The 22,437-nt window shown below is 74.0% G+C and carries 19 protein-coding genes; 9 read left to right on the top strand and 10 right to left on the bottom strand.

Features of this window, described 5'->3' with window-relative positions; genetic code table 11:
- Positions 1-11: 11 nt before the first annotated feature.
- The gene (locus tag ABZV78_RS14075) at positions 12-470 is read right to left on the bottom strand and encodes a hypothetical protein (protein ID WP_355638507.1); all 459 of its coding nucleotides are present in this window, start codon (positions 468-470) and stop codon (positions 12-14) included.
- Between the two features lie 119 nt (positions 471-589).
- Between ABZV78_RS14075 and ABZV78_RS14070 the strand changes: the two genes are divergently transcribed.
- Complete coding sequence (locus tag ABZV78_RS14070; RefSeq protein ID WP_355638506.1) at positions 590-1,150, top strand: PadR family transcriptional regulator; 561 nt, start codon at positions 590-592, stop codon at positions 1,148-1,150.
- Here the strand turns inward: ABZV78_RS14070 and ABZV78_RS14065 are convergent.
- Entirely contained in the window at positions 1,143-3,179 is a 2,037-nt protein-coding gene (locus tag ABZV78_RS14065; protein ID WP_355638504.1) for a thioredoxin domain-containing protein, read from the bottom strand. The genes ABZV78_RS14070 and ABZV78_RS14065 overlap by 8 nt on opposite strands.
- Positions 3,180-3,264: 85 nt before the next feature.
- Positions 3,265-4,137, bottom strand: coding sequence for a hypothetical protein (locus ABZV78_RS14060; RefSeq protein WP_355638502.1), 873 nt, complete (start codon positions 4,135-4,137; stop codon positions 3,265-3,267).
- 351 nt (positions 4,138-4,488) lie between these two features.
- Between ABZV78_RS14060 and ABZV78_RS14055 the strand changes: the two genes are divergently transcribed.
- The gene (locus tag ABZV78_RS14055) at positions 4,489-5,520 is read left to right on the top strand and encodes a phosphatidylinositol-specific phospholipase C domain-containing protein (protein WP_355638500.1); all 1,032 of its coding nucleotides are present in this window, start codon (positions 4,489-4,491) and stop codon (positions 5,518-5,520) included.
- Positions 5,521-5,573: 53 nt separating this feature from the next.
- Here the strand turns inward: ABZV78_RS14055 and ABZV78_RS14050 are convergent, their stop codons facing one another.
- The 3 genes from ABZV78_RS14050 to mca form a co-directional block, all read right to left on the bottom strand.
- Positions 5,574-8,003 (bottom strand): bifunctional diguanylate cyclase/phosphodiesterase, encoded by a 2,430-nt coding sequence (locus tag ABZV78_RS14050; RefSeq protein WP_355638520.1) that lies wholly within the window; start codon positions 8,001-8,003, stop codon positions 5,574-5,576.
- Positions 8,004-8,283: 280 nt separating this feature from the next.
- Positions 8,284-8,577: a hypothetical protein gene (locus ABZV78_RS14045; protein ID WP_355638498.1), complete on the bottom strand. Its 294-nt coding sequence runs from the start codon at positions 8,575-8,577 to the stop codon at positions 8,284-8,286.
- Between the two features lie 48 nt (positions 8,578-8,625).
- Positions 8,626-9,507, bottom strand: a complete 882-nt coding sequence (gene mca, locus ABZV78_RS14040) for a mycothiol conjugate amidase Mca (RefSeq protein ID WP_355638496.1) — start codon at positions 9,505-9,507, stop codon at positions 8,626-8,628.
- 212 nt (positions 9,508-9,719) lie between these two features.
- Here mca and ABZV78_RS14035 point away from each other — a divergent pair, with 212 nt between their 5' ends.
- Together ABZV78_RS14035 and greA are read left to right on the top strand one after the other, a co-directional pair.
- A complete protein-coding gene (locus ABZV78_RS14035; protein WP_355638494.1) occupies positions 9,720-10,154 on the top strand; it encodes a DUF4307 domain-containing protein in 435 nt (144 codons plus the stop codon).
- A 143-nt stretch (positions 10,155-10,297) separates the two neighbouring features.
- A complete protein-coding gene (gene greA / locus ABZV78_RS14030) occupies positions 10,298-10,798 on the top strand; it encodes a transcription elongation factor GreA (protein WP_091260184.1) in 501 nt (166 codons plus the stop codon).
- A 130-nt stretch (positions 10,799-10,928) separates the two neighbouring features.
- Here greA and ilvA read toward each other — a convergent pair whose 3' ends face one another.
- Genes ilvA through ABZV78_RS14010 form a run of 4 tightly spaced genes read right to left on the bottom strand, consistent with a single transcriptional unit; the run spans position 10,929 to position 15,752 of the window.
- Positions 10,929-12,149, bottom strand: a complete 1,221-nt coding sequence (gene ilvA / locus ABZV78_RS14025; protein WP_355638492.1) for a threonine ammonia-lyase — start codon at positions 12,147-12,149, stop codon at positions 10,929-10,931.
- Positions 12,146-13,171, bottom strand: a complete 1,026-nt coding sequence (locus ABZV78_RS14020) for a DUF4328 domain-containing protein (RefSeq protein WP_355638490.1) — start codon at positions 13,169-13,171, stop codon at positions 12,146-12,148. Before ABZV78_RS14020 ends, ilvA begins: the two co-directional genes overlap by 4 nt.
- Before the next feature lie 9 nt (positions 13,172-13,180).
- A complete protein-coding gene (locus ABZV78_RS14015; protein WP_355638489.1) occupies positions 13,181-14,593 on the bottom strand; it encodes an amidase family protein in 1,413 nt (470 codons plus the stop codon).
- Between the two features lie 16 nt (positions 14,594-14,609).
- The gene (locus tag ABZV78_RS14010; protein ID WP_355638488.1) at positions 14,610-15,752 is read right to left on the bottom strand and encodes a cystathionine gamma-synthase; all 1,143 of its coding nucleotides are present in this window, start codon (positions 15,750-15,752) and stop codon (positions 14,610-14,612) included.
- An 85-nt stretch (positions 15,753-15,837) separates the two neighbouring features.
- On the opposite strand from ABZV78_RS14010, the gene ABZV78_RS14005 reads away from it, so the two are divergent.
- From ABZV78_RS14005 to ABZV78_RS13985, 5 genes are all read left to right on the top strand, one after another.
- Positions 15,838-16,257, top strand: a complete 420-nt coding sequence (locus ABZV78_RS14005; RefSeq protein ID WP_355638487.1) for an HIT family protein — start codon at positions 15,838-15,840, stop codon at positions 16,255-16,257.
- Positions 16,258-16,604: 347 nt separating this feature from the next.
- A complete protein-coding gene (msrA, locus tag ABZV78_RS14000) occupies positions 16,605-17,267 on the top strand; it encodes a peptide-methionine (S)-S-oxide reductase MsrA (RefSeq protein WP_355638485.1) in 663 nt (220 codons plus the stop codon).
- A 203-nt stretch (positions 17,268-17,470) separates the two neighbouring features.
- Positions 17,471-19,255 carry an N-acetylglutaminylglutamine amidotransferase gene (locus tag ABZV78_RS13995; protein WP_355638483.1) on the top strand — a complete coding sequence of 595 codons (1,785 nt, stop codon included), beginning with the start codon at positions 17,471-17,473 and terminating at the stop codon, positions 19,253-19,255.
- A gap of 2 nt (positions 19,256-19,257) precedes the next feature.
- Complete coding sequence (ngg, locus tag ABZV78_RS13990; RefSeq protein ID WP_355638481.1) at positions 19,258-21,084, top strand: N-acetylglutaminylglutamine synthetase; 1,827 nt, start codon at positions 19,258-19,260, stop codon at positions 21,082-21,084.
- Complete coding sequence (locus tag ABZV78_RS13985; RefSeq protein WP_355638479.1) at positions 21,081-22,256, top strand: osmoprotectant NAGGN system M42 family peptidase; 1,176 nt, start codon at positions 21,081-21,083, stop codon at positions 22,254-22,256. Before ngg ends, ABZV78_RS13985 begins: the two co-directional genes overlap by 4 nt.
- The last annotated feature ends 181 nt before the right edge of the window (positions 22,257-22,437 follow it).

Genomic DNA, 22,437 nt, shown 5'->3' with positions numbered 1-22,437 from the left:
CGAGCGGTGGGTCAGCTCGTCGTGGAGATGGCGATCCGGCGCGGGGCGCGGGCGAGCTCCCGGGCCGTGGTCCGGGCGATCAGCAGCGAGCCGAACACCGTCGGGGCGAGCCAGGCGACCAGGTGCCCGCCGGTCATCTGCACGGCGAACCCGGTGACGAAGGCGATCACCGTGCTGCCCATCAGGTTGAGGTGCCAGATCCGCCAGCCCCGGCCGCCGAGCACGCGCGGCCGGCGCCGGGCGAACCAGAGCCCGCCGACCAGCCAGCCGAGGGTGAGCGCGCCGAGCACGGCCAGCCCCCACAGGCGCGCCGGGTCGTAGGCGAAGAGCCCGAAGGCGCTGAGGCCGAGGCCGACGGCGGCGCCCGCGTAGACCCGGCCGAGCAGGGTGTGCCGGCCGCGCCGCTTCGGCGCGAGCAGCACGGGCAGGGCGAGCAGCAGCCCCGTGGTGCCGCTGACGGCGTGGATCACGACAAGAACGGTGTGCACGGGTCCCCCTCCCGCGACATCCCAATGTGGGAGGTCGATGCCCTCAGCATCGGACCTGACACAATGGGATGTCAAGGAGATTCGCGAAGGAGAACCGACCGATGCCGGACCGGCCGCTGAACGCCACCGCCGCCTCCCTGCTGGGCTTCCTGCACGACGGCCCGATGACCGGCTGGGACCTGGTCACGGTCGCGCAGCAGCGGATCGGGGCGTTCTGGTCGCTCACCCAGAGCCAGGTCTACCGGGAGCTGACCGCGATGGCGGGCGCCGGACTGGTCCGGGCCGGCGAGCGGGGCCGCCGGGACCGGCAGCCGTACGAGATCACCGAGGCGGGGCGCCGGGCGTTCGCCGAGTGGGCGGCCCGTCCCCCGGCGGACGAGACGATCCGCTTCCCGCTGCTGCTGACCGTGCTCTTCGGCCGGCACCTGCCGCCGGAGCGGCTCGCCGGCTACCTCGGCGCGCACCGGGCCGCGCACGCCGCCCGGCTCGCCGACTACCAGGCCGCCGCGGCCGCGCTGCCCCCGGAGGCGGACGAGATCGAACCGTACGCGGTGGCCACGCTGCGCTTCGGGCTGGCGTACGAGCGGGCGGTGCTGGAGTGGTTCGACGCGCTGCCCGAGCCGCTGCGCCCGACGGCCGGGGGCGAGGAGCCGGTCAGCTGAGCCGGGCGACGAGGTCCTCGACCGTGGTGACCGGGCGGTCGCAGACGAACCCCCGGCAGACGTACGCGGTGGAGTGCCCGCCCAGCGCCGGCCGGTCGGCCAGCAGCGGCACGCCCGGCTGGTCGGCGCGGCCCGCCACCAGCACGGCCCCGGGCGGGGCGTGCCGGAGGGCGGCGGCCACCAAGGGGTCGCCCACCGGGTCCTCGGTCACCACCGCGATCTCATAGGGCCCGGAGAGCAGCGCCTCGCCGACCGTGGCCGCGTAGCCGGTGAACCGGGCGTGCCGGCCGACGATCGGCGCGACCGTCGACAGGGCCGCCTCGGCCGCCTCCCGGTAGCGGGTCTCCCCCGTCAACGCCGTGTAGGCCACGAGTGCCGCGACGATCGCCGAGCGGCCGGCCGGGGTGGCGTTGTCGGTCGGGTCCGCCGGCCGGGTGACCAGGCGCTCGGCGTCGTCGGCGGTGTCGTAGAAGCCGCCGTCCGGTGCGGCGAACCGGGCCAGCGCCACGTCGAGCAGCTGCCCGGCCAGGACGAGCCAGCGCCCCTCGCCGGTGAGCTGGTGCATCGCGCAGAACGCCTCGGCCACGCAGCCGTAGTCCTCGAGCACGCCGGCCGGCTCGCCGACCATCTTGTCCCGGGAGACCCGGCGCAGCCGGCCGTCCACCACGTGCACGGCCGCCAGGTGCTCGGCGGCGTCGCGCATCGCGCCGTCGGCCACGATGGTGACGCCCTCCATGAGGTTGGCGTCCTCGTCGTCGGGGGACGCGTAGAGCGCCGCGACCTGCTGGAACTCGGCGATCGCGGTGATCGCCAGCCCGTTCCAGGCGGCCACCACCTTGTCGTCCCGGGCCGGCTGGGGGCGGGTGTCCCGGGCGGCCAGCAGCCGGCCCACCACCTCCTGCCACCGCCGGCGCACCGCAGGGTCGGCGTCGTCCACGTCCCGAGCCAGCCTCAGCACGCTGGTGCCGTGTTCGAAGGTGCCCTGCTCGGTCACCCCGAACAGGTCGGCGGCGAAGCGGCCGTCCTCCTCGCCGAGCACCTCGACCAGTTGGGCCGGGGTCCAGACGTAGGTGAGCCCCTCGACGCCCTCGGTGTCGGCGTCCAGCGCCGAGGCGAAGCCCTCGCCGGCCCGGTGCAGCTCGTCGGCGAGGAACCGGGCCGTGTCGCGGGCCACCCGCCGGGCCAGCCGGTCCCCGGTGAGCCGCCAGAGCTGGGTGTAGACCCGCAGCAGCAGGGCGTTGTCGTAGAGCATCTTCTCGAAGTGCGGCACCGTCCAGTGCCCGTCCACGGAATAGCGGGCGAAGCCGCCGGCGAGCTGGTCGTGCAGGCCACCGCGGGCCATCGCCTCGCAGGTGTGCCGGACGATCTCCAGGCTCCGCGGTGATCCGGTGCGCCGGTGGTGCCGGAGCAGGAACAGCAGGTTCATGTGCGGCGGGAACTTCGGCGCCCCGCCGAAGCCGCCGTTCGTCTCGTCGTACTCGGTGGCGAGCTGGTCGGCGGCGGCGTCCAGCAGCTCGGCGGTGAGCGGGGCGGTCAGGCCGCCCACGGCCTGCGCGCCGCCGATCGCCTCGACCACGGCGGCGCCCTGGCGGAGCACCGCCTCGCGCTGGTCGCGCCAGGCGGTGGCGACGGAGCCGAGCAGCCGGATGAAGTTCGCCCGCGGGAAGTAGGTGCCGCAGAAGAACGGCGTGCCGTCCGGGGTGGCGAAGACCGTCATCGGCCAGCCGCCCTGGCCGGTCATCGCCTGGGTGGCGGTCATGTAGACCGCGTCGACGTCGGGCCGCTCCTCCCGGTCCACCTTGACGCAGACGAAGTCGTCGTTCATGAGCTGGGCGACGCCCTCGTTCTCGAACGACTCGTGCGCCATCACGTGACACCAGTGGCAGGCCGCGTAGCCGACCGAGATGAGCACCGGCACGTCGCGCCGCTTCGCCTCCGCGAACGCCTCGTCGCACCAGGGCCACCAGTCGACCGGGTTGTCGGCGTGCTGGAGCAGGTAGGGCGAGGTGGCATCGGCGAGTCGGTTCACCCGACGACCATAACCACCTTCGGCGCCCGCCGCCGCCGGTCGCCCTTCCCCGGCCCGGGTCACGTGACCCGGGCCGGGGACCGGATCAGGCCGGCATCAGGCGTACGGTCGTCGGGCCGCTGTCGACCTGGACGTGCTCGTCGTAGAAGGGGTCCCGGCCCTCGACCCGCGCCGTCACCTCCGCGTCGCCCGGTCGGAGGCGGGGACCGTCCACCGGGGCGGTCGTCGCCGTCCACTCCACCGCCTGGTCCGGTGCGCACTGCACGCCGATGGCCTCGAACCAGATCCGGACACGACCCTGGGTGACCGCACCGTAGATGCTCAGGGTGGCCGCCTGGCGGCAGGTCAACGTCCCGTGCACGGTGGTCGTGCCGTCCTTCGGCGCGATGACGGCGGTGTCCGCCACCGTGGCCCGGGGGTCCAGCAGCGGCGGGGCGGGCGGGTTGGTGAGGTGGACCTCTCCGCGGGCCGGCACCGACGCGCCGTCGCAGTACACCTCGAAGCTGGCGTCCAGCTTCTCCATGTAGCCGTACGGAGCGAAGACCACATCGGTGATGGTGAACGAACCGAGGCTCTCGTCACACGGGCCGGTGGGGCCCACGAGAGTCAGCCCGGGGTTCGGCCCGGGCCACGGGTAGCCCAGCGCGTCCGTGTACGTGCCCGGCGCGAGCGGCCGGTCCGGGCCGGAAACCAGGATGAGGTTCCAGCCACCGAACACCCTGACGGTGATCTCCTGATCGTGCCCCGACAACCGCATCTCGTTACCCGCCCCGGTCGAGTAGGCGTACGAGTTGCCGCCGGTGAGCGGCTCCCCCGCCTCGCCCGAGACCGTGAAGGTGCCCGCGGCGGGAACCTCCCGCGGCTCCGCCTGGGCGGGCGTGGAGACGACCAGGCCGGCCGCGCCGGCCAGCAGACACACGGCCGCCGCGAGCAGCGGTCGTCGCCCGAACCTACGCATGTATCCTCCCCCGAAGTGGACTGTCGGGCGACGCGTGCCGATGCGTTGCCCGAGCCGAGGGTATGGCGTTCGGACGCTCTCCCGCTGTCCCGCTCCGCGGTCTGTCGACGACCCGACCCACGCCCGGTCGGACCATCGTCAGCCGACCTCATTCGCCCCGGTCCGTCGATTGTGGTCTGAGGGCCGGTCACCGGTGGCCCCGTCGCGGGCTCTGGGCCGCCCGGATCCCGGTCGGGCTGATTCCCCGCCGGGTCATCCGTACCCGGGCATCCCAGGGCCTTTCGGTGTTCATGTTTATCTATTTCCATATGTGCATGCCGGTGACCGTCGCCGGCCTCGGAGGAGGTAGGCATGCAGAGACTCCGTGCCCTGTCGGCACCCACGTCCGTCGCGGTGCTCGCCGCGATGTTCGCCGCCGGGCCCGCGTCGGCCGCGGTGGACCCGGGTACCCGCTTCTCGGCCACCACGGGCGTCGGGATCCACAACGCGTACGAGCGCGGCACCTACCCCTACCTGGCCCAGGCGCTCGATGCCCGGCCCGGGCTCATCGAGCTGGACGTCTGGCCGGACGTGCTGACCCGGCAGTGGCGGGTCAGCCACTCCAATCCGCTCGGCAACGACAACAACTGCGTGGCCGCCACCAGCGCCGCCCAGCTCTACGGCGGCACCCGCAACCGGAACCTGGAGCACTGCCTGGACGACATCCGGCTCTGGCTGGGCGCGCACCCCGCCGCCGGCCCGCTGGTCCTCAAGCTGGAGCTGAAGACGGGCTTCAGCGGCCGGACCGGGCAGGGACCGGCCCAGCTCGACGCCGTGCTCGCCGCCCGCCTCGGCGACCGGGTGTTCCGCCCGGCCGACCTGCGCGCCGGTCACCCCAGCCTGGACGCCGCCGCCCGCGCCGACGCCTGGCCCAGCCGGGCGCAGCTCGCCGGCAAGGTGATCGTCGAGCTGATCCCTGGCACGGTCGAGGAGGGCAACCCGACCGACACCCTCTGGACCGACGTCGAGTACGCCCGCCACCTGGCCGGCCTCGCGGCTGCCGGCACGCTGGGCACCGCCCGCGCCTTCCCGGCCGTGCACCGGGCACAGGCCGGCGACCCGCGCAGCCGGTACGGCGACGCGAGCCTGCGGCCCTGGTTCGTGCTCTTCGATGGCGACGCCACCGCGTACGTCACCGGGGGCGTCGACACCGCCTGGTACGACGCCAACCACTATCTGCTGGTGATGACCGACGCGCAGAACGTCCCGCCGGCGGTGGGCGCGGGCGACGCCGAGGCGGCGGCGGCCCGGGTGGCCGAACTGGCCCGGGCCCACGCCAGCATCGCCTCCGCCGACTGGTCGGCCCTGCCCAGCGTCCTCAACGACGTGCTGCCCCGCGGCTGAGCCCGAGGCCGGTCCGCGCCGTCGGGGCAGGCGACCCCGGCGGCGCGGGACGGTCAGGAGGCGCCGTCGGCGCGGAGCGGGAAGACGTTGCCGCGCGCGGTGTCCAGCAGCGACCCGAGCACCGCGCCGATCTTGTCGGCCGGCATCGGCTTGAAGAAGTGGTAGCCCTGGGCGGCGGTGCAGCCCAGCTCGGCCAGGGCGGTCCGCTGCTCGGCGGTCTCCACGCCCTCGGCCACCACCCGCAGCCCCAGCTCGTGGGCGAGCCCGACCGTGGTCCGCACGATCGCAGCCGCCTCCGGCGAGTCGGCCATCCGGATCACGAAGGAACGGTCCACCTTCAACTCGTCCACCGCGATCCGGGTCAGGAAGGTCAGCGACGAGAACCCGGTGCCGAAGTCGTCGACGGCGAGCTGCACGCCCATCGAGCGGAGGGTGGCCAGCACCTCGTCGATGACCTCCAGCTCGCTCATCACCACCGTCTCGGTGATCTCCAGGACCAGCCGGTGCGGCGGGACCTGGTGCCGACGCAGCGCCTCGCCGATCTCGGCCGGCAGCCGCGGGTCGAGCAGGCTGCGCGCCGACAGGTTCACCGAGATCGGGATGTCCAGCCCCTCGCGCGCCCAGCCGGCCGCCACCGCCAGGGCCTTGTCCAGCACGTAGCGGGTGAAGCTGCCGAGCTGCTCGCTGTTCTCCACCGGCCGGATGAAGTCCGCCGGGCTGAGCCAGCCCCGGCGCGGGTGCCGCCAGCGGATCAGCGCCTCCACCCCGGTCGGGGCGCCGGTGGTCAGGTCCACCGCCGGCTGCAACGCCAGCACGAGCTGGTCGTCGGCCTCCAGGGCCTCCCGCAGCTCCGCTAGGAGCGCCAGGTGGTCGGTGCTCGCCGCGTCGCGCGAGCTGTCGTACGCGGCGACGCTGCCGCCCTCTTTCGCCTGGTACATGGCGATGTCGGCCCGGCGCAGCAGCTCGGTCAGGTCGGCGGTGCCCGCGTCGGCGACCACCACGCCGACCGCCACCTCGACCGACATGCGCACCCCGGCCACCTCGGTCGGCGCGGCCAGCCGCTCGGCGATCTCCCGGGCCTGGCGCAGCGCGTACGCCAGCGGGGCGGTCCGGTCGTCGACCACCGGGACCGTGGTCAGCAGCAGGGCGAACTCGTCGCCGCCGAGCCGCCCGAGCAGGTCACCCGGACGGGCCATGGTGGCCAGCCGGCTCGCGGCCAGCCGCAGCAGCTGGTCGCCGGCCGCGTGCCCGAGCGTGTCGTTGACCTCTTTGAACTGGTTGATGTCGAGCAGCAGCAGCGCCACCGGGTGGTCGTGTGCGCGCTGCCGCAACGCCTGGTCGCCCTTTGCCAGCAGGGCGGCCCGGTTGAGCAGTCCGGTGAGCTGGTCGTGCACCGCCTCGTAGGACGAGCGGGCGGTGACCAGCCGCAGCTCGCGGTGGGTCGCGGCGTCGTGCAGGGCGGCGGCCAGCGCGTCGCCGAACGCCGCGACGCCGTCCCGTTCCCGGGCCGTGGGCGGGGCGGACCGGGGGAACCGGACCCGCAGCTGGCCGACCTCGGAGCTGCCCACGGTGAGCCGCCGGACCAGCTCGTGCTCGCCCGACCCGGTGGCCACCGGTGGCTCCACCTCACGGTCGCGCACCTGGGCGCCGGTGTCCGCCCGGTAGCGGCGCCAGCGGCCGTCGCCCCGGGCAACGTCCACCTCGACCAGCTCGGCGCCGAACAGGGTGAGCGCCCCGGTCACCGCGGCGGTCGCCACGCCCCGCTCGTCGAGTTGGTTGAGCGCGGCGGTGGCCTCGGCGAACCTCCGCCAGGTGCGCCGCTCCTGGTCGGCCCGGAGCCGGTGCCGGTAGGTCTGCTGGAGCAGCCACAGCGGCGGGGGCAGGAGCAGCAGCCACCGTGGGTCGAGCTCCAGCAGGGTGACCACCACCAGGCCGACCGCCACGTTGCCGACGAACATGAGCAGCTTGCCGCGGAGCGCGGCGAGCAGCGGCGGCCCGATCGGGATGCCGTGCAGCAGGGCGAGACCGGCGCCGCCCAGCCAGGCGGTGGTGAGCAGGTAGACCACCGCGCCGGCGGTCAGCGCGAGGGCCAGTTCGGGGGTGAGCGCGGCGAGCAGGGGCCGGCCGAGCGCGCTGGCGACCGCGGCGGCGAGCGCGGTGGCGGCGCTGACCGAACCGGCGATCCGGATCAGCTCCAGCGCGGACCGGCGGTCGGCGACCAGGGACATCGTGGTCCACGCGGCCCCGGCGCCGAGCAGGGCCGCGGCCGGCAGCCAGCCGGCCGGTACGAGGTAGAGGCAGACAACGAGGGCCGCCTCGCCCCAGGTGATGCTGACCATGCCCGAGGCGGTGCGGAAGCGCAGCCGGGCGAGCTGGGCCACGGCGAACGCGACGACGGCGAGGCCGAACCGGACGAGCCCGGGCAGCCGGTCGTCCGGCGGCAGGTGCGTCGGAACGGTGAGGCCGACGACGGCGGCCACCATCGCGGTGACCGCGATGGCGGCGGTCAGCAGGAGGACTCCGACCGGCGTGCCGCGCAGGCCCAGCCGATCAGGGGGTTCGCCGGCCCGACCGGAGGTCACGGACCCACCCCGTCGGACGGCGGGCCGAGGGCATGGTCGGGGGCGGTTGCTGCCATCGACATCGGCGCCCCCCTTCCGCGCACGGCTCGGGGCCTGTTCGATCCCCCCGGCGGAAGGCTAAGCCAAAGCCGGTGGTCGCAACAGGGGTCGACGACCGGCTTCGGCGTGATTCACGCGCTGTTCAGCCGTTCCGGCGCTGCTCGGAGCCGTTGGGGGCGTTCGTCGGCGATTCCTGCGCGGTGGTCCCGTCTGTCGGATCGGCGACTGTCGCGTCGGTCCGGCCCGGCTCGGCCGGACCGCCCTGCTGCGGGAACCGGTCGGGCAGCCGGCGCAGCCGGGCGTTCATGTTGCGGATCAGCAGGACGGTGGCGGTGGCCAGCAGCACGATGAGGAAGAGGCCCATCGGGCCGGCCAGACCACCCGTACGGGTGTCACCGAAGTTGTTCTCCGCGAGCACCTGGGCGGCGGTCAGCATGGTGTTCCTCCGATGTGCGGCTGAGGACCAGCGTAGCCCGCCGGGGAATCAGCGGGCATGGCACGTCTCGCGCACCCCGGCGAAGAGGTCGGACTCGGGCAGCGGGCTGTCGACCAGCGAACGGGCGAGCTGGAAGTCCTCGGTCGGCCAGGCGCGCTGCTGGAGGTCCATCGGCACCTGGAACCAGAAGCCGTCCGGGTCGATCTGGGTGGCGTGGGCGCGCAGCGCGTCGTCGCGGACCGGGAAGTATTCGGCGCACTCGACCCGGGTGGTGATCCGCCCACCCTTGTCGGCACGATCCTCCCAGCGCTTCATCCACTCGCCGTACGGCGACTCCAGGCCGGCGGCGAGCATCGCCTCGTGCAGCGCCATGATCTTGGCCCGCGAGAAGCCCACGTCGTAGTAGAGCTTCAGCGGCTGCCACGGCTCGCCCAGCTCCGGGTGACGGTCCGGGTCCCCGGCGGCCTCGAAGGCGGCCACGGCCACCTTGTGGGTCATGATGTGGTCGGGGTGCGGGTAGCCGCCCTCCTCGTCGTACGTGGTGACGACGTGCGGGCGGAACTGGCGCATGAGCCGCACCAGCGGGGCGGCCGCGACGTCGACGTCCTCCAGGGCGAAGCAGCCCTCCGGCAGCGGCGGCAGCGGGTCGCCCTCGGGCAGCCCGGAGTCGACGAAACCGAGCCAGGCCTGCTCGATGCCGAGGATGGCCCGGGCCGCGTCCATCTCGGCGCGGCGGATGTCGCCGATGTTGGCCCACACGTCGGGCCGGTCCATCTTGGGGTTGAGCACGCTGCCCCGCTCGCCGCCCGTGCAGGTGACGACCAGGACATCCACCCCCTCGGCGACGTATTTCGCCATGGTGGCGGCGCCCTTGCTCGACTCGTCGTCGGGATGGGCGTGCACCGCCATGAGCCGCAGCTGCTCTGCCACCTTCGGCGCTCCTCGTCTGTGCCCACCGGGCCCGGCCCGCCCGGGCCCGCCCGGCTGAACTGCCGGAATCTCCCCCGTGCCCGCGAAAGCCCCCGTGCTGGCCGGTCGGCGGCGGGGCCGACCTGCCATCCTTGACTCAGCGCCGGGCTGGGAAGATGGACTCTGCCATTCTTGCCGATGCCGCCGACAACAACGCCAGGAGATACCCGCCGGTGAGCGAGACGCACGCCACAGTCGCACCGGGTACACCGGTCTTCCCGCCCGGCCGCTACGGCCGCCGCCGGGAGCCGGGGCGCCGCCGTCCCCTCCTGCTCGTGCTGGTGGCGGCCGTCCTGCTGGCGCTGCTCGGGCTGGTCAGCGCCCGGCTCTACGGCCAGTACGGCGACCCCGACTACCGCGCCGAGGTGATCACCTACACCGGGATCACCGACTCCCGGGTGGTGGTCGAGTTCCGCGTCACCGTCCCGAAGGGCGGCTCGGCGACCTGCCTGCTGCGGGCGCGCTCCCACGACGGCGCCGAGGTGGGCCACGTCGAGGCCACCGTGACGGCCGCGCCCGGCGAACGGCACGTCCGGACCCGGCAGGAGGTGCCAACCACGGCCCGCCCCTTCATCGGCGAGGTACTGCGCTGCCGACCAGCCGGCTGAGCCGGGAGCCGGCGAGCCGCCGGCACACGCACCCCGGGTCCCACAGCCGGCACCCGGGGTGATCGGCGACACCCTGACGTGCCCGGCACTGGTAACTTGGTAGTTCACCTGTCAGCCAGTCCGCACCAACGAGGAGTTCGCCTGTGTCCACCAATGACAACGAGGCGCCCGCCACCTGGCTGTCCCAGGACGCATACGACCGCCTGAAGGCCGAGCTCGACGAGCACATCGCCAACCGGCCGGTCATCGCCGCCGAGATCAACGCCCGGCGCGAGGAGGGCGACCTGCGGGAGAACGGTGGCTACCACGCCGCCCGCGAGGAGCAGGGCAAGGCGGAGGGTCGCATCCTCTACCTGAAGGAACTGCTCCGCACGGCCAAGGTCGGCGAGGCGCCGACCGCCGATGCGGTGTCCCCCGGCATGGTCGTGACGATCTACTTCGACGACGACGCCGACGACACGGAGACCTTCCTGCTCGGCTCCCGCGAGATCGCCTCCACGACCGACCTCACCGTCTACAGCCCCGAGTCCGCGCTCGGCAAGGCGATCCTGGGCGGCAAGGCGGGCCAGACCTGCACCTACACGGCCCCCAGCGGGGCCGACATCAAGGTGACGGTCGTCAAGTTCGAGCCGTTCTCCGGCTAGCCGCCAACCGGACCCGCGCCGGACGGCTCGGGTCCCGACCCGACCGAGGCTGACAGGCTCCTCGGACCCGAGCCACACCCCGACCGCCCCGACCGGCACCGTCCGGCCGGGGCGGTCGCGTCTGCGCCGCTCACCCCTCGCCGGCGAAGACCACCTGGTAGCCGCTGGCCCGCAGGGCGCTGATCAGGGTGTCCGAGTGCTCCACGCCGCGGGTTTCCACCGAGAGCGCCACCTCCACCTCGCCGAGCCGCAGGTGCGGGTTGGCCCGCTGGTGCACCACGTCGACCACGTTGGCCCGGTGCTCGGCGATCTCGCCGAGCAGCGAGGCGAGCTGCCCCGGCCGGTCCGTGCAGCGGACGGTGACCCGCAGGTAGCGGCCGGCCGCCGCCAGGCCGTGCTCGATCACCCGCAGCATCAGCAGCGGGTCGATGTTGCCGCCGGAGAGGACCGCCACCACCGGCGCCTGCACCTCCACCGCCCCGGCCAGCAGCGCCGCCACGCCGACCGCGCCGGCGGGCTCCACCACCTGCTTGCCGCGCTCCAGCAGCATCAGCAGCGCCCGGGAGATGTCCTCCTCGGAGACCGTCACCATCTCGTCGACCAGCTTGCGCACGTGGGTGAAGGTCAGGTCGCCGGGGCGGCCGACCGCGATCCCGTCGGCGATCGTCGAGAAGAAGGGCAGCCGGACCGGCTCGCCGGCCTTGAGCGAGGGCGGGAAGGCGGCCGCGCTGGCCGCCTGCACCCCGATCACCCGTACGTCGGGGCGCAGCGCCTTGGCGACCACCGCCAGGCCGGAGATCAGCCCGCCGCCGCCCACCCCGGTCACGATGGTCTTCACGTCCGGGCACTGTTCGAGGATCTCCAGCGCCACCGTGCCCTGCCCGGCGATGACGTCCCGGTGGTCGAACGGGTGGATGAACACCGCCCCGGTCCGCTCGGCGAAGGTCTGCGCCGCGACGAGCGACTCGTCCACCGTGTTGCCGACCAGCTCGACCTGTGCGCCGTACCCCTTGGTGGCGGCCACCTTCGGCAGCGGCGCGTTCACCGGCATGAAGACCGTGGCGTGCGCGCCGACCAGGCCGGCGGCGAGCGCCACCCCCTGGGCGTGGTTGCCGGCGCTCGCCGCGACCACGCCGCGTTCCCGCTCCTCGGCGGAGAGCCGGGAGATCCGCACGTAGGCGCCCCGCACCTTGTACGACCCGGCGCGCTGCACGTTCTCGCACTTCAACCAGGCCGGGCCGCCGAGCGCGGCGCTGAGCGGCCGGGAGGGCTCCAGCGGGGTGGTGCGGGTGACGCCGGCGAGCAGTTCCCGCGCGGCCTGTACGTCGGCGAGACCGACCAGTTCCGTCATGCCCCGATCGTGCCACCCGCACCCGGCGGAACCTGCGGCGACGTCGCCGATGGATCGCCCACCACCTGGTGCGGCACGCCGGTGACCGGCTGCGCCGGGTACGCCGGGTACGCCGGGCCGGCGCCGGCCGGCCAACCGGGGTGAGCGGGCCAGCCAGGGTGACCGGGCCAGCCGGGGTGGCCGGGCCAGCCGGGGTGGCCGGGCCAGGCGGGCCAGGCGGGTGCGGCCTTGGCGATCCGGTCCTGCTGAGCGGCGGAGATCCGCCGGATCAGCACGACGAACGAGACCCCGGCGACCAGGCAGGCCAGCGCGGGGACGAGCCGCGGGCCGAGCGCCTGCTGATAGTGGTCGACGTACGCCGCGAACTGGGCCGGGCTGCGGGGCGTCTCGGCCAGCTCGGCGTACCGGTCGTTGTCGAGCTTGTTGATCGTCGCGTCGGCGACGAGGAACAGCAGCCAGGCGGCCCACCAGAGCGCGACCAGCGGGGGCGTCCGTCGGCGCCACAGGCTGTCCCGCGCCACGTTGGCCAGCACCCGCGCCGGGACGACGAAGTTCGCGAACGGCACCAGCCAGCCGGCGATCGCCCAGGCGGGACCGAGGGACGGCAGGGCGCCCGGGAACGCCTCGAGGTTCTTCCGCACGCGCCAGGTCCAGATGATCACCAGCACGCCGGCGACCAGGAGGGCCACCATGTACAGCAGCGCGAGCAGTCCCTCGGCGACCACCGCACCGAGCAGCAGGTCACCGTCCCGCTGCGTCGCGGCGGACCGCGCCATCGCCGCGCCGATCAGGGGGAACAGCGCGCCCGGTAGATAGAGCAGGGTGGCCGCGCCGACCGCGACCGCCGCGGCCAGGCCGAACCCGCGCACCGGGTAGGTGGGTCGGCCGGGCAGCACCGCCGGCAGGCCGAGCGGAGTAGCACAGCGCCGGCACTCGTTGTACGCCGGGGACGTCGGATCCCCGCAGGTCTGGCACTGCATGGCGACCGTCCGGGTGGTGTGCGCGTGGAGAGGTGCGCACACGCTAGACGATCATGCGTGCGCCGGCGACCCCGTCCCGACCCGGGGGTAGCCGGGCGCGTGCCGCTGCCACGGCGCCTGCATCTCGAACTGGCCGGCGACGCCGAGCAGCAGCAGCTCCGAGCCGGGCGGGCCGACGAACTGCACGGCGACCGGCAGGCCGTCCGGGCGGCGGCCGACCGGCACCACGATCGACGGCAGCCCGGCGATGTTCCACGGCGCGGCGTACGGGGCGTACCGGATGTTGGCCTTCATGTTCGCCAGCCAGGAGCGGCCGGACCAGCCGGCGGCCTCCGGCGGCGGGCCGGCCAGCGCCGGGGTGAGCAGCAGGTCGACCGAGTGGTCGGGGAAGAAGTTCACCGACCGCTCGCGCCAGGCGGCCCGGTCGGCCTCGCGCACGTACCCCCGGCGCTGCGCCCACTCGCCGAGCGCGACGTGCCGGCGGCTGCGCCGCTGGAGGCCGCGCCGCTCCACGCCCGCGGCCTGCACGTCGGCGGCGGCCGCGGCGAACCACGTGGCGATGCCCTGCAGGCCGAGCCGGGTCGGGTAGACCGGGTCGGCGGGGACGGTGTCGTGCCCGGCGGCGGCGAGCAGCCGGCCGGCGGCGGCGACCGCGTCCCGGTTGGGGGCGTCCGGCGAGACGCCGAGCACCGGCGAGCGCAGCGAGACGCCCACCCGCAGCCGCGGCGGCGGGACCAGCTTGTCCGGGCGGCGCCCGGCCAGCACCGAGAAGCCGACCGCCGCGTCCGCGACGGTGCTCGTCAGCATGCCATGCTCGGTGAGGCCGAACCAGTCGTCCGCGCCGAGCTGGCAGGGCACCACGCCCCGGCCGGGCTTGAGCCCGACCAGGCCGCAGCAGGCCGCCGGGATGCGGATCGAGCCGAGGCCGTCGTTGCCGTGCGCCATCGGCACCAGCCCGGCGGCCACCGCGGCGGCCGCGCCGCCGGAGGAGCCGCCGGGGGTACGCCGCAGGTCCCAGGGGTTGCGGGTGACGCCGGTGTCGTCGTCCGTGAGGGCCCAGAGGCCCAGCTCCGGCATCCGGGTCACCCCGAGGATCACCGCGCCCGCCCCGCGCAGCCGGCGGACCACCTCGTGGTCGGCCTCCGCCACCGGGGTACGCACGGCGGCCGACCCGTTCCACGTCGGCAGGCCGGCGACCGGGGTGTTCTCCTTGACCGCGACCGGCACGCCGGCCAGGGGGAGGTTGGCCAGGTCCTCCTGCTCGTCGACCTTCTCCGCCTCGGTGATCGCCTCGCCGCCGCGTACCGAGCGGAACGCGGCCAGCTCGGCGTCGGCCCGGGCGACGTGGTCGAGGTGGTCGGCCACGACCTGGGTGGCGGAGACGTCGCCCCGGCGTACGCCGCGGGCGATCTGCTTGGCGGTCGCCCCCACCCAGGTCGTCGGCATGATGTCCTGCACGGCCATCCTCCCCAGCCAGCGGTCAGCCCAGCGCCTGCTCCAGATCGGCGAGCAGGTCGTCGACCGTCTCGATGCCGACAGACAGTCGCACGAGATCGCCGGGAACTTCAAGCGGCGAGCCGGCAGCACTCGCGTGTGTCATCCGCCCCGGGTGCTCGATCAGGGATTCGACCCCGCCGAGCGACTCGGCGAGCACGAAGAGCTTGGCCCGGTTGCAGATCTCCACGGCGTGCTCCTCGCCGCCCGCCGCGCGGAAGGAGATCATCCCGCCGAACCTGCGCATCTGCTTGGCGGCCACCTCGTGACCCGGGTGCGCCGGCAGGCCCGGGTAGATGACCTGCGCGACCTTGGCGTGACCGTCCAGGTAGGCGGCGATCCGCTCGGCGTTGTCGCAGTGCCGGTCCATCCGTACCCCGAGGGTCTTGATGCCGCGCAGGGTGAGCCAGGCGTCGAACGGGCCGTTGACGGCGCCCATCGCGTTCTGGTGGTAGCGCAGCTCCTCGCCGAGCGTCCGGTCGGCCGCGACGAGGGCGCCACCGACCACGTCGGAGTGCCCGCCGATGTACTTGGTGGTGGAGTGGACCACCACGTCCGCGCCGAACGCGATCGGCTGCTGGAGGTACGGCGAGGCGAACGTGTTGTCGACCACCAGCAGCGCGTCGGCCTCGTGCGCGACGGCGGCCAGCGCGGCGATGTCGGCGATGCCGAGCAGCGGGTTGGTCGGGGTCTCCACCCAGACGATCCGGGTGGCGCCGGGGCGGATCGCGGCCCGGACCGCGTCCGGGTCGGAAACCCGGGCCGGGGTGTAGTCCAGCCCCCAGCGCTCCGCCACCTTGGCGAACAGCCGGTAGGTGCCGCCGTATGCGTCGTCCGGGATCACCACGTGGTCGCCCGGCTTGCAGACGGTCCGCAGCAGGGTGTCCTCGGCGGCCAGGCCGCTGGCGAAGGCGAGGCCGACCGGCCCACCCTCCAGCGCGGCCAGGCACTCCTGGAGCGCGTCCCGGGTGGGGTTGCCGGAGCGGCTGTACTCGTAGCCCTCCCGGGGCGCGCCGACGGCGTCCTGGGCGTAGGTGCTGGTCTGATAGATCGGCGGGATCACCGCGCCGGTGCGGGCCTCCGGGTCCTGACCGGCGTGGATGGCGAGCGTCTCGAAGCCGTGACTCATTCCCGAGACGTTAGTCCGCCCGCCCGTCCCACCGCGTGGAACCCGCCCGCAGGCCGTCCGGCGGGTCGCCGACTAGCCTGGCCGGGTGAGTGGGTGCGTGTTCTGCGGGATCGTGGCCGGTGCGGTGCCGGCGTTCCGGGTCGCCGACGAGGCCGACGGCGTGGCGTTCCTGGACACGCGGCCGGTGTTCAAGGGCCACGTGCTGGTGGTGCCCCGCACCCACCTGGTCACCCTGGCCGACCTGCCGGCTGACGCGTTGCCCGGCTACTTCCGGCTGGTGCAGCGCATCGCCGTGGCGGTGGAGACCGGCCTCGGCGCCGGCGGGACGTTCGTGGCGATGAACAACAAGGTGTCGCAGTCGGTCCCGCACCTGCACACCCACGTGGTGCCACGGACGAAGGGCGACGGGCTGCGCGGCTTCTTCTGGCCCCGCACCCGCTACGCCGACGACGCCGAGGCCCACGGCTACGCCGAGCGGGTCGCCGCCGCCCTGGCTGGGCCCTGACCGTCCGCCCCGCCCGACCGGAGGCCGACGGCAGGCCGCTGGCCGGCGGGACCGGGGGCAGGTCAGCCCCGGTCCCGCCGGCCAGGGCCGCGGTGGCCGATCCGCGATTTCCGGTGCCACGCTCCGGGGCGCCGGGTCGGAGCCACCGACTGAACGCTCAGTCAAGGTAGCGGGTCCTTCGTGGAACAAGGGTGGAAAACGGGAAGTTCATTCGGCCAGTCCTGCGGAGTCGGTGACGACCGGACCGGCCGCCCGCGCGGCGGGAGCCTGCGATCGCCCCGCCCGGGTAAGGAAGCGGTGCACCGCGGTGTTGCACAGGCTGGGAAAGCCGAGAGAGGAGTCCCACCGTGTTCCTTCGCCGCATGAAGGCCGAAATGATCTCCCCCGACCAGGCCCTGCCGGGCCGCCCGATCGCGATGCCGATCGCCGACCGGCACGAGGTGCTGCCCTCCTCGCTGAAGGGCCCCTTCCCCGCCGGCGCGCAGGTCGCCGTCTTCGGGATGGGCTGTTTCTGGGGCGCCGAGCGGCTGTTCTGGACCCTCCCGGGCGTGCTCACCACGTCGGCCGGCTACGCGGGTGGCTACACCACCAACCCGACGTACGAGGAGGTCTGCTCGGGGATGACCGGGCACGCCGAGGTGGTCCAGGTGGTCTACGACCCGTCAAAGATCAGCTACGAGGACCTGCTCAAGGTCTTCTGGGAGAACCACGACCCGACCCAGGGCATGCGCCAGGGCAACGACGTCGGTACGCAGTACCGGTCGGCGATCTACGCCACCACCGACGAGCAGCTGGCCACCGCGCAGGCCTCGCGGGACGCCTTCGCGCCGATCGTGGCGCGGGCCGGCAAGGGTGAGATCACCACGGAGATCGCCCGGCTCGGCGACTACTACTTCGCCGAGGACTACCACCAGCAGTACCTCGCGCCGACCAAGAACCCGAACGGCTACTGCAACCACGGCCCCAACGGGTTGAGCTGCCCGGTCGGCGTGGCGCGTACCGCCGGCTGAGCGACCCGGTGTCCGTTTCCGGGCCTGCGGTGTTTGTCACACCGCGGGCCCGGCCCGATTCGGGCACCCGGCCCGCCCGGCCACCGGATCTTCGCCCAGGCCAGCCGCCCGTTCGGCGTGGGCGCGCATCTTAGCAAAGACGTAACGTCACCGACATCAGCTCAACAGGCGAGCTGCAGCATCCTCTGGCAGAGTTGCCTGGCATGTGCGGACTGGCTGGAGAGTTCCGCCGTGACGGTTCACGCGCCGACGTGTCGGCCGTGGAGCGGATGGCGGCCACGATGAGTGACCGAGGTCCCGACGACAGTGGAGTCTGGTCGCAGGGGCCGACGGCGCTGGGACACCGGCGCCTGAAGATCATCGACCTCTCGGCCGCCAGCGGCCAGCCGCTGGTCGATCCGGCCGCCGGCCTCACCGGCGTCTTCAACGGCTGCATCTACAACTACCGCGAGCTGCGCGAGGAGTTGCGGGCCAAGGGGCACCGCTTCTTCTCGGCCGGCGACAGCGAGGTCGTGGTCAAGGCGTACGCCGAGTGGGGGCTCGACTTCGTCGACCACCTGGTCGGCATGTTCGCGGTGGCGATCAGCGAGCGGGACACCGGCCGCCTGGTGCTGGCCCGGGACCGGCTCGGCATCAAGCCGCTCTATCTGGCCGAGAGCCCCGGCGTGGTGCGCTTCGCCTCGACCCTGCCGGCCCTGCTCGCGGGCGGCGGCGTCGACACCGGCATCGACCCGGTGGCGCTCGCCCACTACCTGAGCTTCCACAGCATCGTGCCGCCGCCGCGGACCATCCTGCGCGGCGTCGCCAAGCTCCCCCCGGCCACCGTTCGGGTGTACGAGCCGGACGGCAGCAGCCGCGACCGGGTCTACTGGGACCCGTCCTTCACCCGCGCCGCCGAGCGGGCCGGCTGGTCCGAGCGGGACTGGCAGGACGCCCTGCTGGAGTCGCTGACCACCGCCGTCCGCCGCCGGATGGTGGCCGACGTGCCGGTGGGCGTGCTGCTCTCCGGCGGGCTCGACTCCAGCCTCGTGGTCGCACTGCTGGCCGGCGAGGGGCAGTCCGGGCTGGCCACCTTCTCCATCGGCTTCGACGCGGTCGGCGGCCGGGAGGGCGACGAGTTCGTCTACTCCGACCTGGTGGCGAAGACCTTCGGCACCGACCACCACCAGCTCCGGGTGCCGACCGGCGACCTGCTGCCGCCGCTGGAGGCCGCCGTCGCCGCCATGAGCGAGCCCATGGTCAGCCACGACTGCGTGGCGTTCTGGCTGCTCAGCCAGGAGGTCGCCCGGCACGTCAAGGTGGTCCAGTCCGGCCAGGGCGCGGACGAGATCCTGGGCGGCTACCACTGGTACCCGCCGCTGGCCGGGATCGACCGCGACCGGGCACTCGAGACGTACGCGACGGCGTTCTTCGACCGCGACGCGGCCGGCCTGGCCCGGGTGCTCAATCCGGCGTGGCTGGCCGACGGCGACCCGGCGCGGGAGTTCGTGGCCGCGCACCTGGGCCGGCCCGGGGCGCAGACCGCGGTGGACGCCGGCCTGCGCATCGACACCCAGGTCATGCTCACCGACGACCCGGTCAAGCGGGTCGACAACATGACCATGGCGCACGGGCTGGAGGCCCGGGTGCCGTTCCTCGACCACGAGTTCGTCGAGCTGGCCGCGAGCTGCCCGCCGGAGCTGAAGCTGGCCCAGGGCGGCAAGGGCGTGCTCAAGGAGATCGGCCGGCGGGTCCTGCCGCACGAGGTCATCGACCGGCCGAAGGGCTACTTCCCCGTCCCGGGCCTCACCCACCTGGAGGACAAGCTCCTCGACCGGGTACGCGACGCGCTCACCGCGCCCGAGGCCCGCCGCCGCGACCTGTTCCGCACCGACTATGTCGGCGCGCTGCTCGCCGACCCGAACGCCGAACTGACCCCGTTGAACGGAAACAAGCTGTGGCAGCTGGGACTCCTGGAAATGTGGCTCCAGAGCCACGGAATCGACTGACCGTGACCGACACCCTCGCCACCGGCGCGGCGCGTACCGACCGGGATCGGGTGCTGGGCCGGCGCCGGGAGCGGGTCGGCCCGGGCGGCGACCCGGTCGCGCCCGGCGCCCCCGAGCCGCGCCGGCGGCCCGTCGACGGGTCCGGCGTGGTGCTGGACTGCGGCTGGGGCCGGCTGGTCTTCGGGCAGACCTTCGCCGAGCAGGTCGAGGTCGCCGACGTGCTGCGCTCCGAGGCGGTCGGCGCCCGGGACATCTGCATCTACCTGCGCGACCCGCACGTGCTGGTCTCCCGCCTCCCCGACGAGCTGTTCATCGACCCGTCGCTGACCTACCGGCTGCCGCTCGGCGAGCGGCGGCCGGCCGCCACCGAGAGCGGCGAGATCCCCGGGCTGGCCGTCCGGCCGCTGCGCGACGCCGGCGACGCGGACGCGGTGAACCGGATCTACGCCCGCAACGGCATGGTCACCGCGCCGGTCGAGGTGCTGGTCGACAACGCCGGCACCGACCGGTTCCTGCACCTGGTCGCCGAGGACGCCGCCGGCGAGGTGGTCGGCACCATCACCGGGGTGGACCACGTGGCGGTCTTCGACGACCCGGAGAACGGCGCCAGCCTCTGGTGCCTGACCGTCGACTTCAACACGGCGCCGCCCGGCACCGGCCAGGCGCTGCTCACCGCGCTGGCCGACCGGCTCGACGCGCGCGGCCGGGCGTACGTGGACCTGTCGGTGCTGGCCGAGAACTCGGGGGCGATCCGGCTCTACGAGCGGCTCGGCTTCCACCGCACCGGGACGCTCTGCGTGAAGCGGAAGAACCCGATCAACGAGCGGCTCTTCCTGCCCGCCATGCCGGCCGGCTACGACGAGCTCAACCCGTACGCCAGGATCGTCGCGGACGAGGCGATGCGGCGCGGCATCCGGGTCGAGGTGACCGATCCGCGCTGGGGCGAGCTGCGGCTGAGCAGCGGCGGCCGGACCGTCCACACCCGCGAGTCGCTCTCCGAGCTGACCTCGGCGGTGGCGATGAGCCGCTGCGACGACAAGCGGGTCACCCGGCGCATCCTCGCCGAGGCGGGGCTGTCGGTGCCGCGCGGCCGGACCGCCACCGGCGACGCCGACGACCTGGCGTTCCTGGCCGACGTCGGCCCCGTTGTGGTCAAGCCGGCCCGGGGCGAGCAGGGCAACGGCATCACGGTCGGGGTCCGCACGCCGGAGGCGCTGGCCGCGGCGGTCGAGCTGGCCCGCCGGTTCTGCCCGGACGTGCTGATCGAGGAGCTGCGGGAGGGCGAGGACCTGCGGGTGGTCGTCATCGACCACGAGGTGGTGGCCGCGGCGGTCCGCCGGCCCGCGCAGATCACCGGCGACGGGGTGCACGACGTCACCGAGCTGATCGAGCGGCAGAGCCGCCGCCGCGCGGCCGCCACCGGCGGCGAGTCCCGGATCCCGATCGACGACATGACCCGCGAGGTGGTGGCCGACGCCGGCCACCGGATGCACGACGTGCTCCCCGAGGGTCAGGTGCTGGCGGTCCGCCGGACCGCGAACCTGCACACCGGCGGCACCATCCACGACGTGACCGCCGAGCTGCACCCGGCCATCGCCGAGGCGTGCGTGACGGCCAGCCGGGCGCTGGACATCCCGGTCACCGGGCTGGACCTGCTGGTCCCCGCCGCCGACCGGCCGGAGCACGTGTTCATCGAGGCGAACGAGCGGCCCGGCCTGGCCAACCACGAGCCGCAGCCCACCGCCGAGCGCTTCGTCGACCTGCTCTTCCCCGGCACCCGGGCGCCGCAGCGGCTCTGGTCGCCGGCCGGCACGGGAGGTGCGGTGTGAGCCCGAAGCCGCTGGAGCTCGACCTCGACTACCTGCGCCAGGTGCTGGTGGAGCTGCTGGAGATCCCCAGCCCGTCGGGGCGTACCGACCACATCCAGCAGTACGTCGGCGAGCGGCTCTCCGCGCTCGGCGTCAGCTCGACGCTGACCCGGCGCGGGGCGCTGAGCGCCTCTCTGCCGGGTCCGCGGCAGACCGGCGCCGACCGGGCGATCGTGGTGCACACCGACACCATCGGCGGGATGGTCAAGCGGCTCAAGGAGAACGGCCGGCTGGAGGTGAAGCCGATCGGCACGCACAGCGCCCGGTTCGCCGAGGGCGCCCACGTGCGGATCTTCACCGACGACCTGGACCGGGTGGTCACCGGCCAGGTGCTGCCGCTGAAGGCCAGCGGACACCGCTACAACGAGGGCGTCGACCTCCAGGGCGTCGGCTGGGAGCTGGTCGAGGTCCGGGTCGACGAGCCGGTCACCGACGAGGCCGGGCTCCGGGCGCTCGGCGTCGACGCCGGGGACTTCGTGGCGCTGCTCGCCCACCCGACGATCACCCCGAGCGGGTACGTCAAGTCCCGGCACCTGGACGACAAGGCCGGCGTGGCCGCGGTGCTGACCGCGTTCAAGGCGATGGTCGACGCGGGCGTCACCCCGGCGGTCACCGCGCACCTGCTGGTCACGGTCACCGAGGAGATCGGGCACGGGGCCAGCCACGGCCTCGACCCCGACGTCGCGGAGATCGTCTCGGTGGACGCCGCGGTGGTCGCGCCCGGCCAGCAGTCCCGGGAGCACGCGGCCACCCTGGCCATGGGTGACGGGGTGGGCCCGTTCGACTACCACCTCACCCGGCACCTGGCCGCCATCGCCCGGGAGCACGACGTCGACCTGGTCCGGGACGTCTTCGACTACTACCGCTCGGACGTCGCGGCGGCGGTCGAGGCCGGCGCGCACGCCCGGGTGGCGCTGCTCGGCTTCGGCGTGGACGCCACCCACGGGCACGAGCGCACCCACCTCGACGGGCTGCGGCACCTCGCCCAGCTGCTCTGCCTCTATCTCCAGAAGCCGCTGGTCTTCCCCGAGTGGGACGCCGAGCCCGAGGGCGACCTGGCCGACTTCCCGTCGCTGGCCGTCCAGCCCGCCTCCGAGGAGGGCCCCCGCGAGGGACCGATCGGCCTGGACTGATCGGCTGGCGCCCCCGATTCCCGTTCCGCCTGTGATCCAAATCCGTTGCCGGGCTCACGGGGATGTGGATAGCGTGGCGGTACACGGGAAAGGAGGTGGTCCAGACTTGTATAGCAATCGGACTCGTGAGGTGGCTGTCCGCTAGCCGCTGTCCTCGACAGTGAAACCCGTCCGCCGCGAG

This window comes from Micromonospora sp. NPDC004540, assembly GCF_040610095.1.
Taxonomy (GTDB): domain Bacteria; phylum Actinomycetota; class Actinomycetes; order Mycobacteriales; family Micromonosporaceae; genus Micromonospora.
The sequence above is the reverse complement of the archived record's forward strand: the minus strand, read 5'-3'. Positions and strand labels throughout refer to the sequence as shown.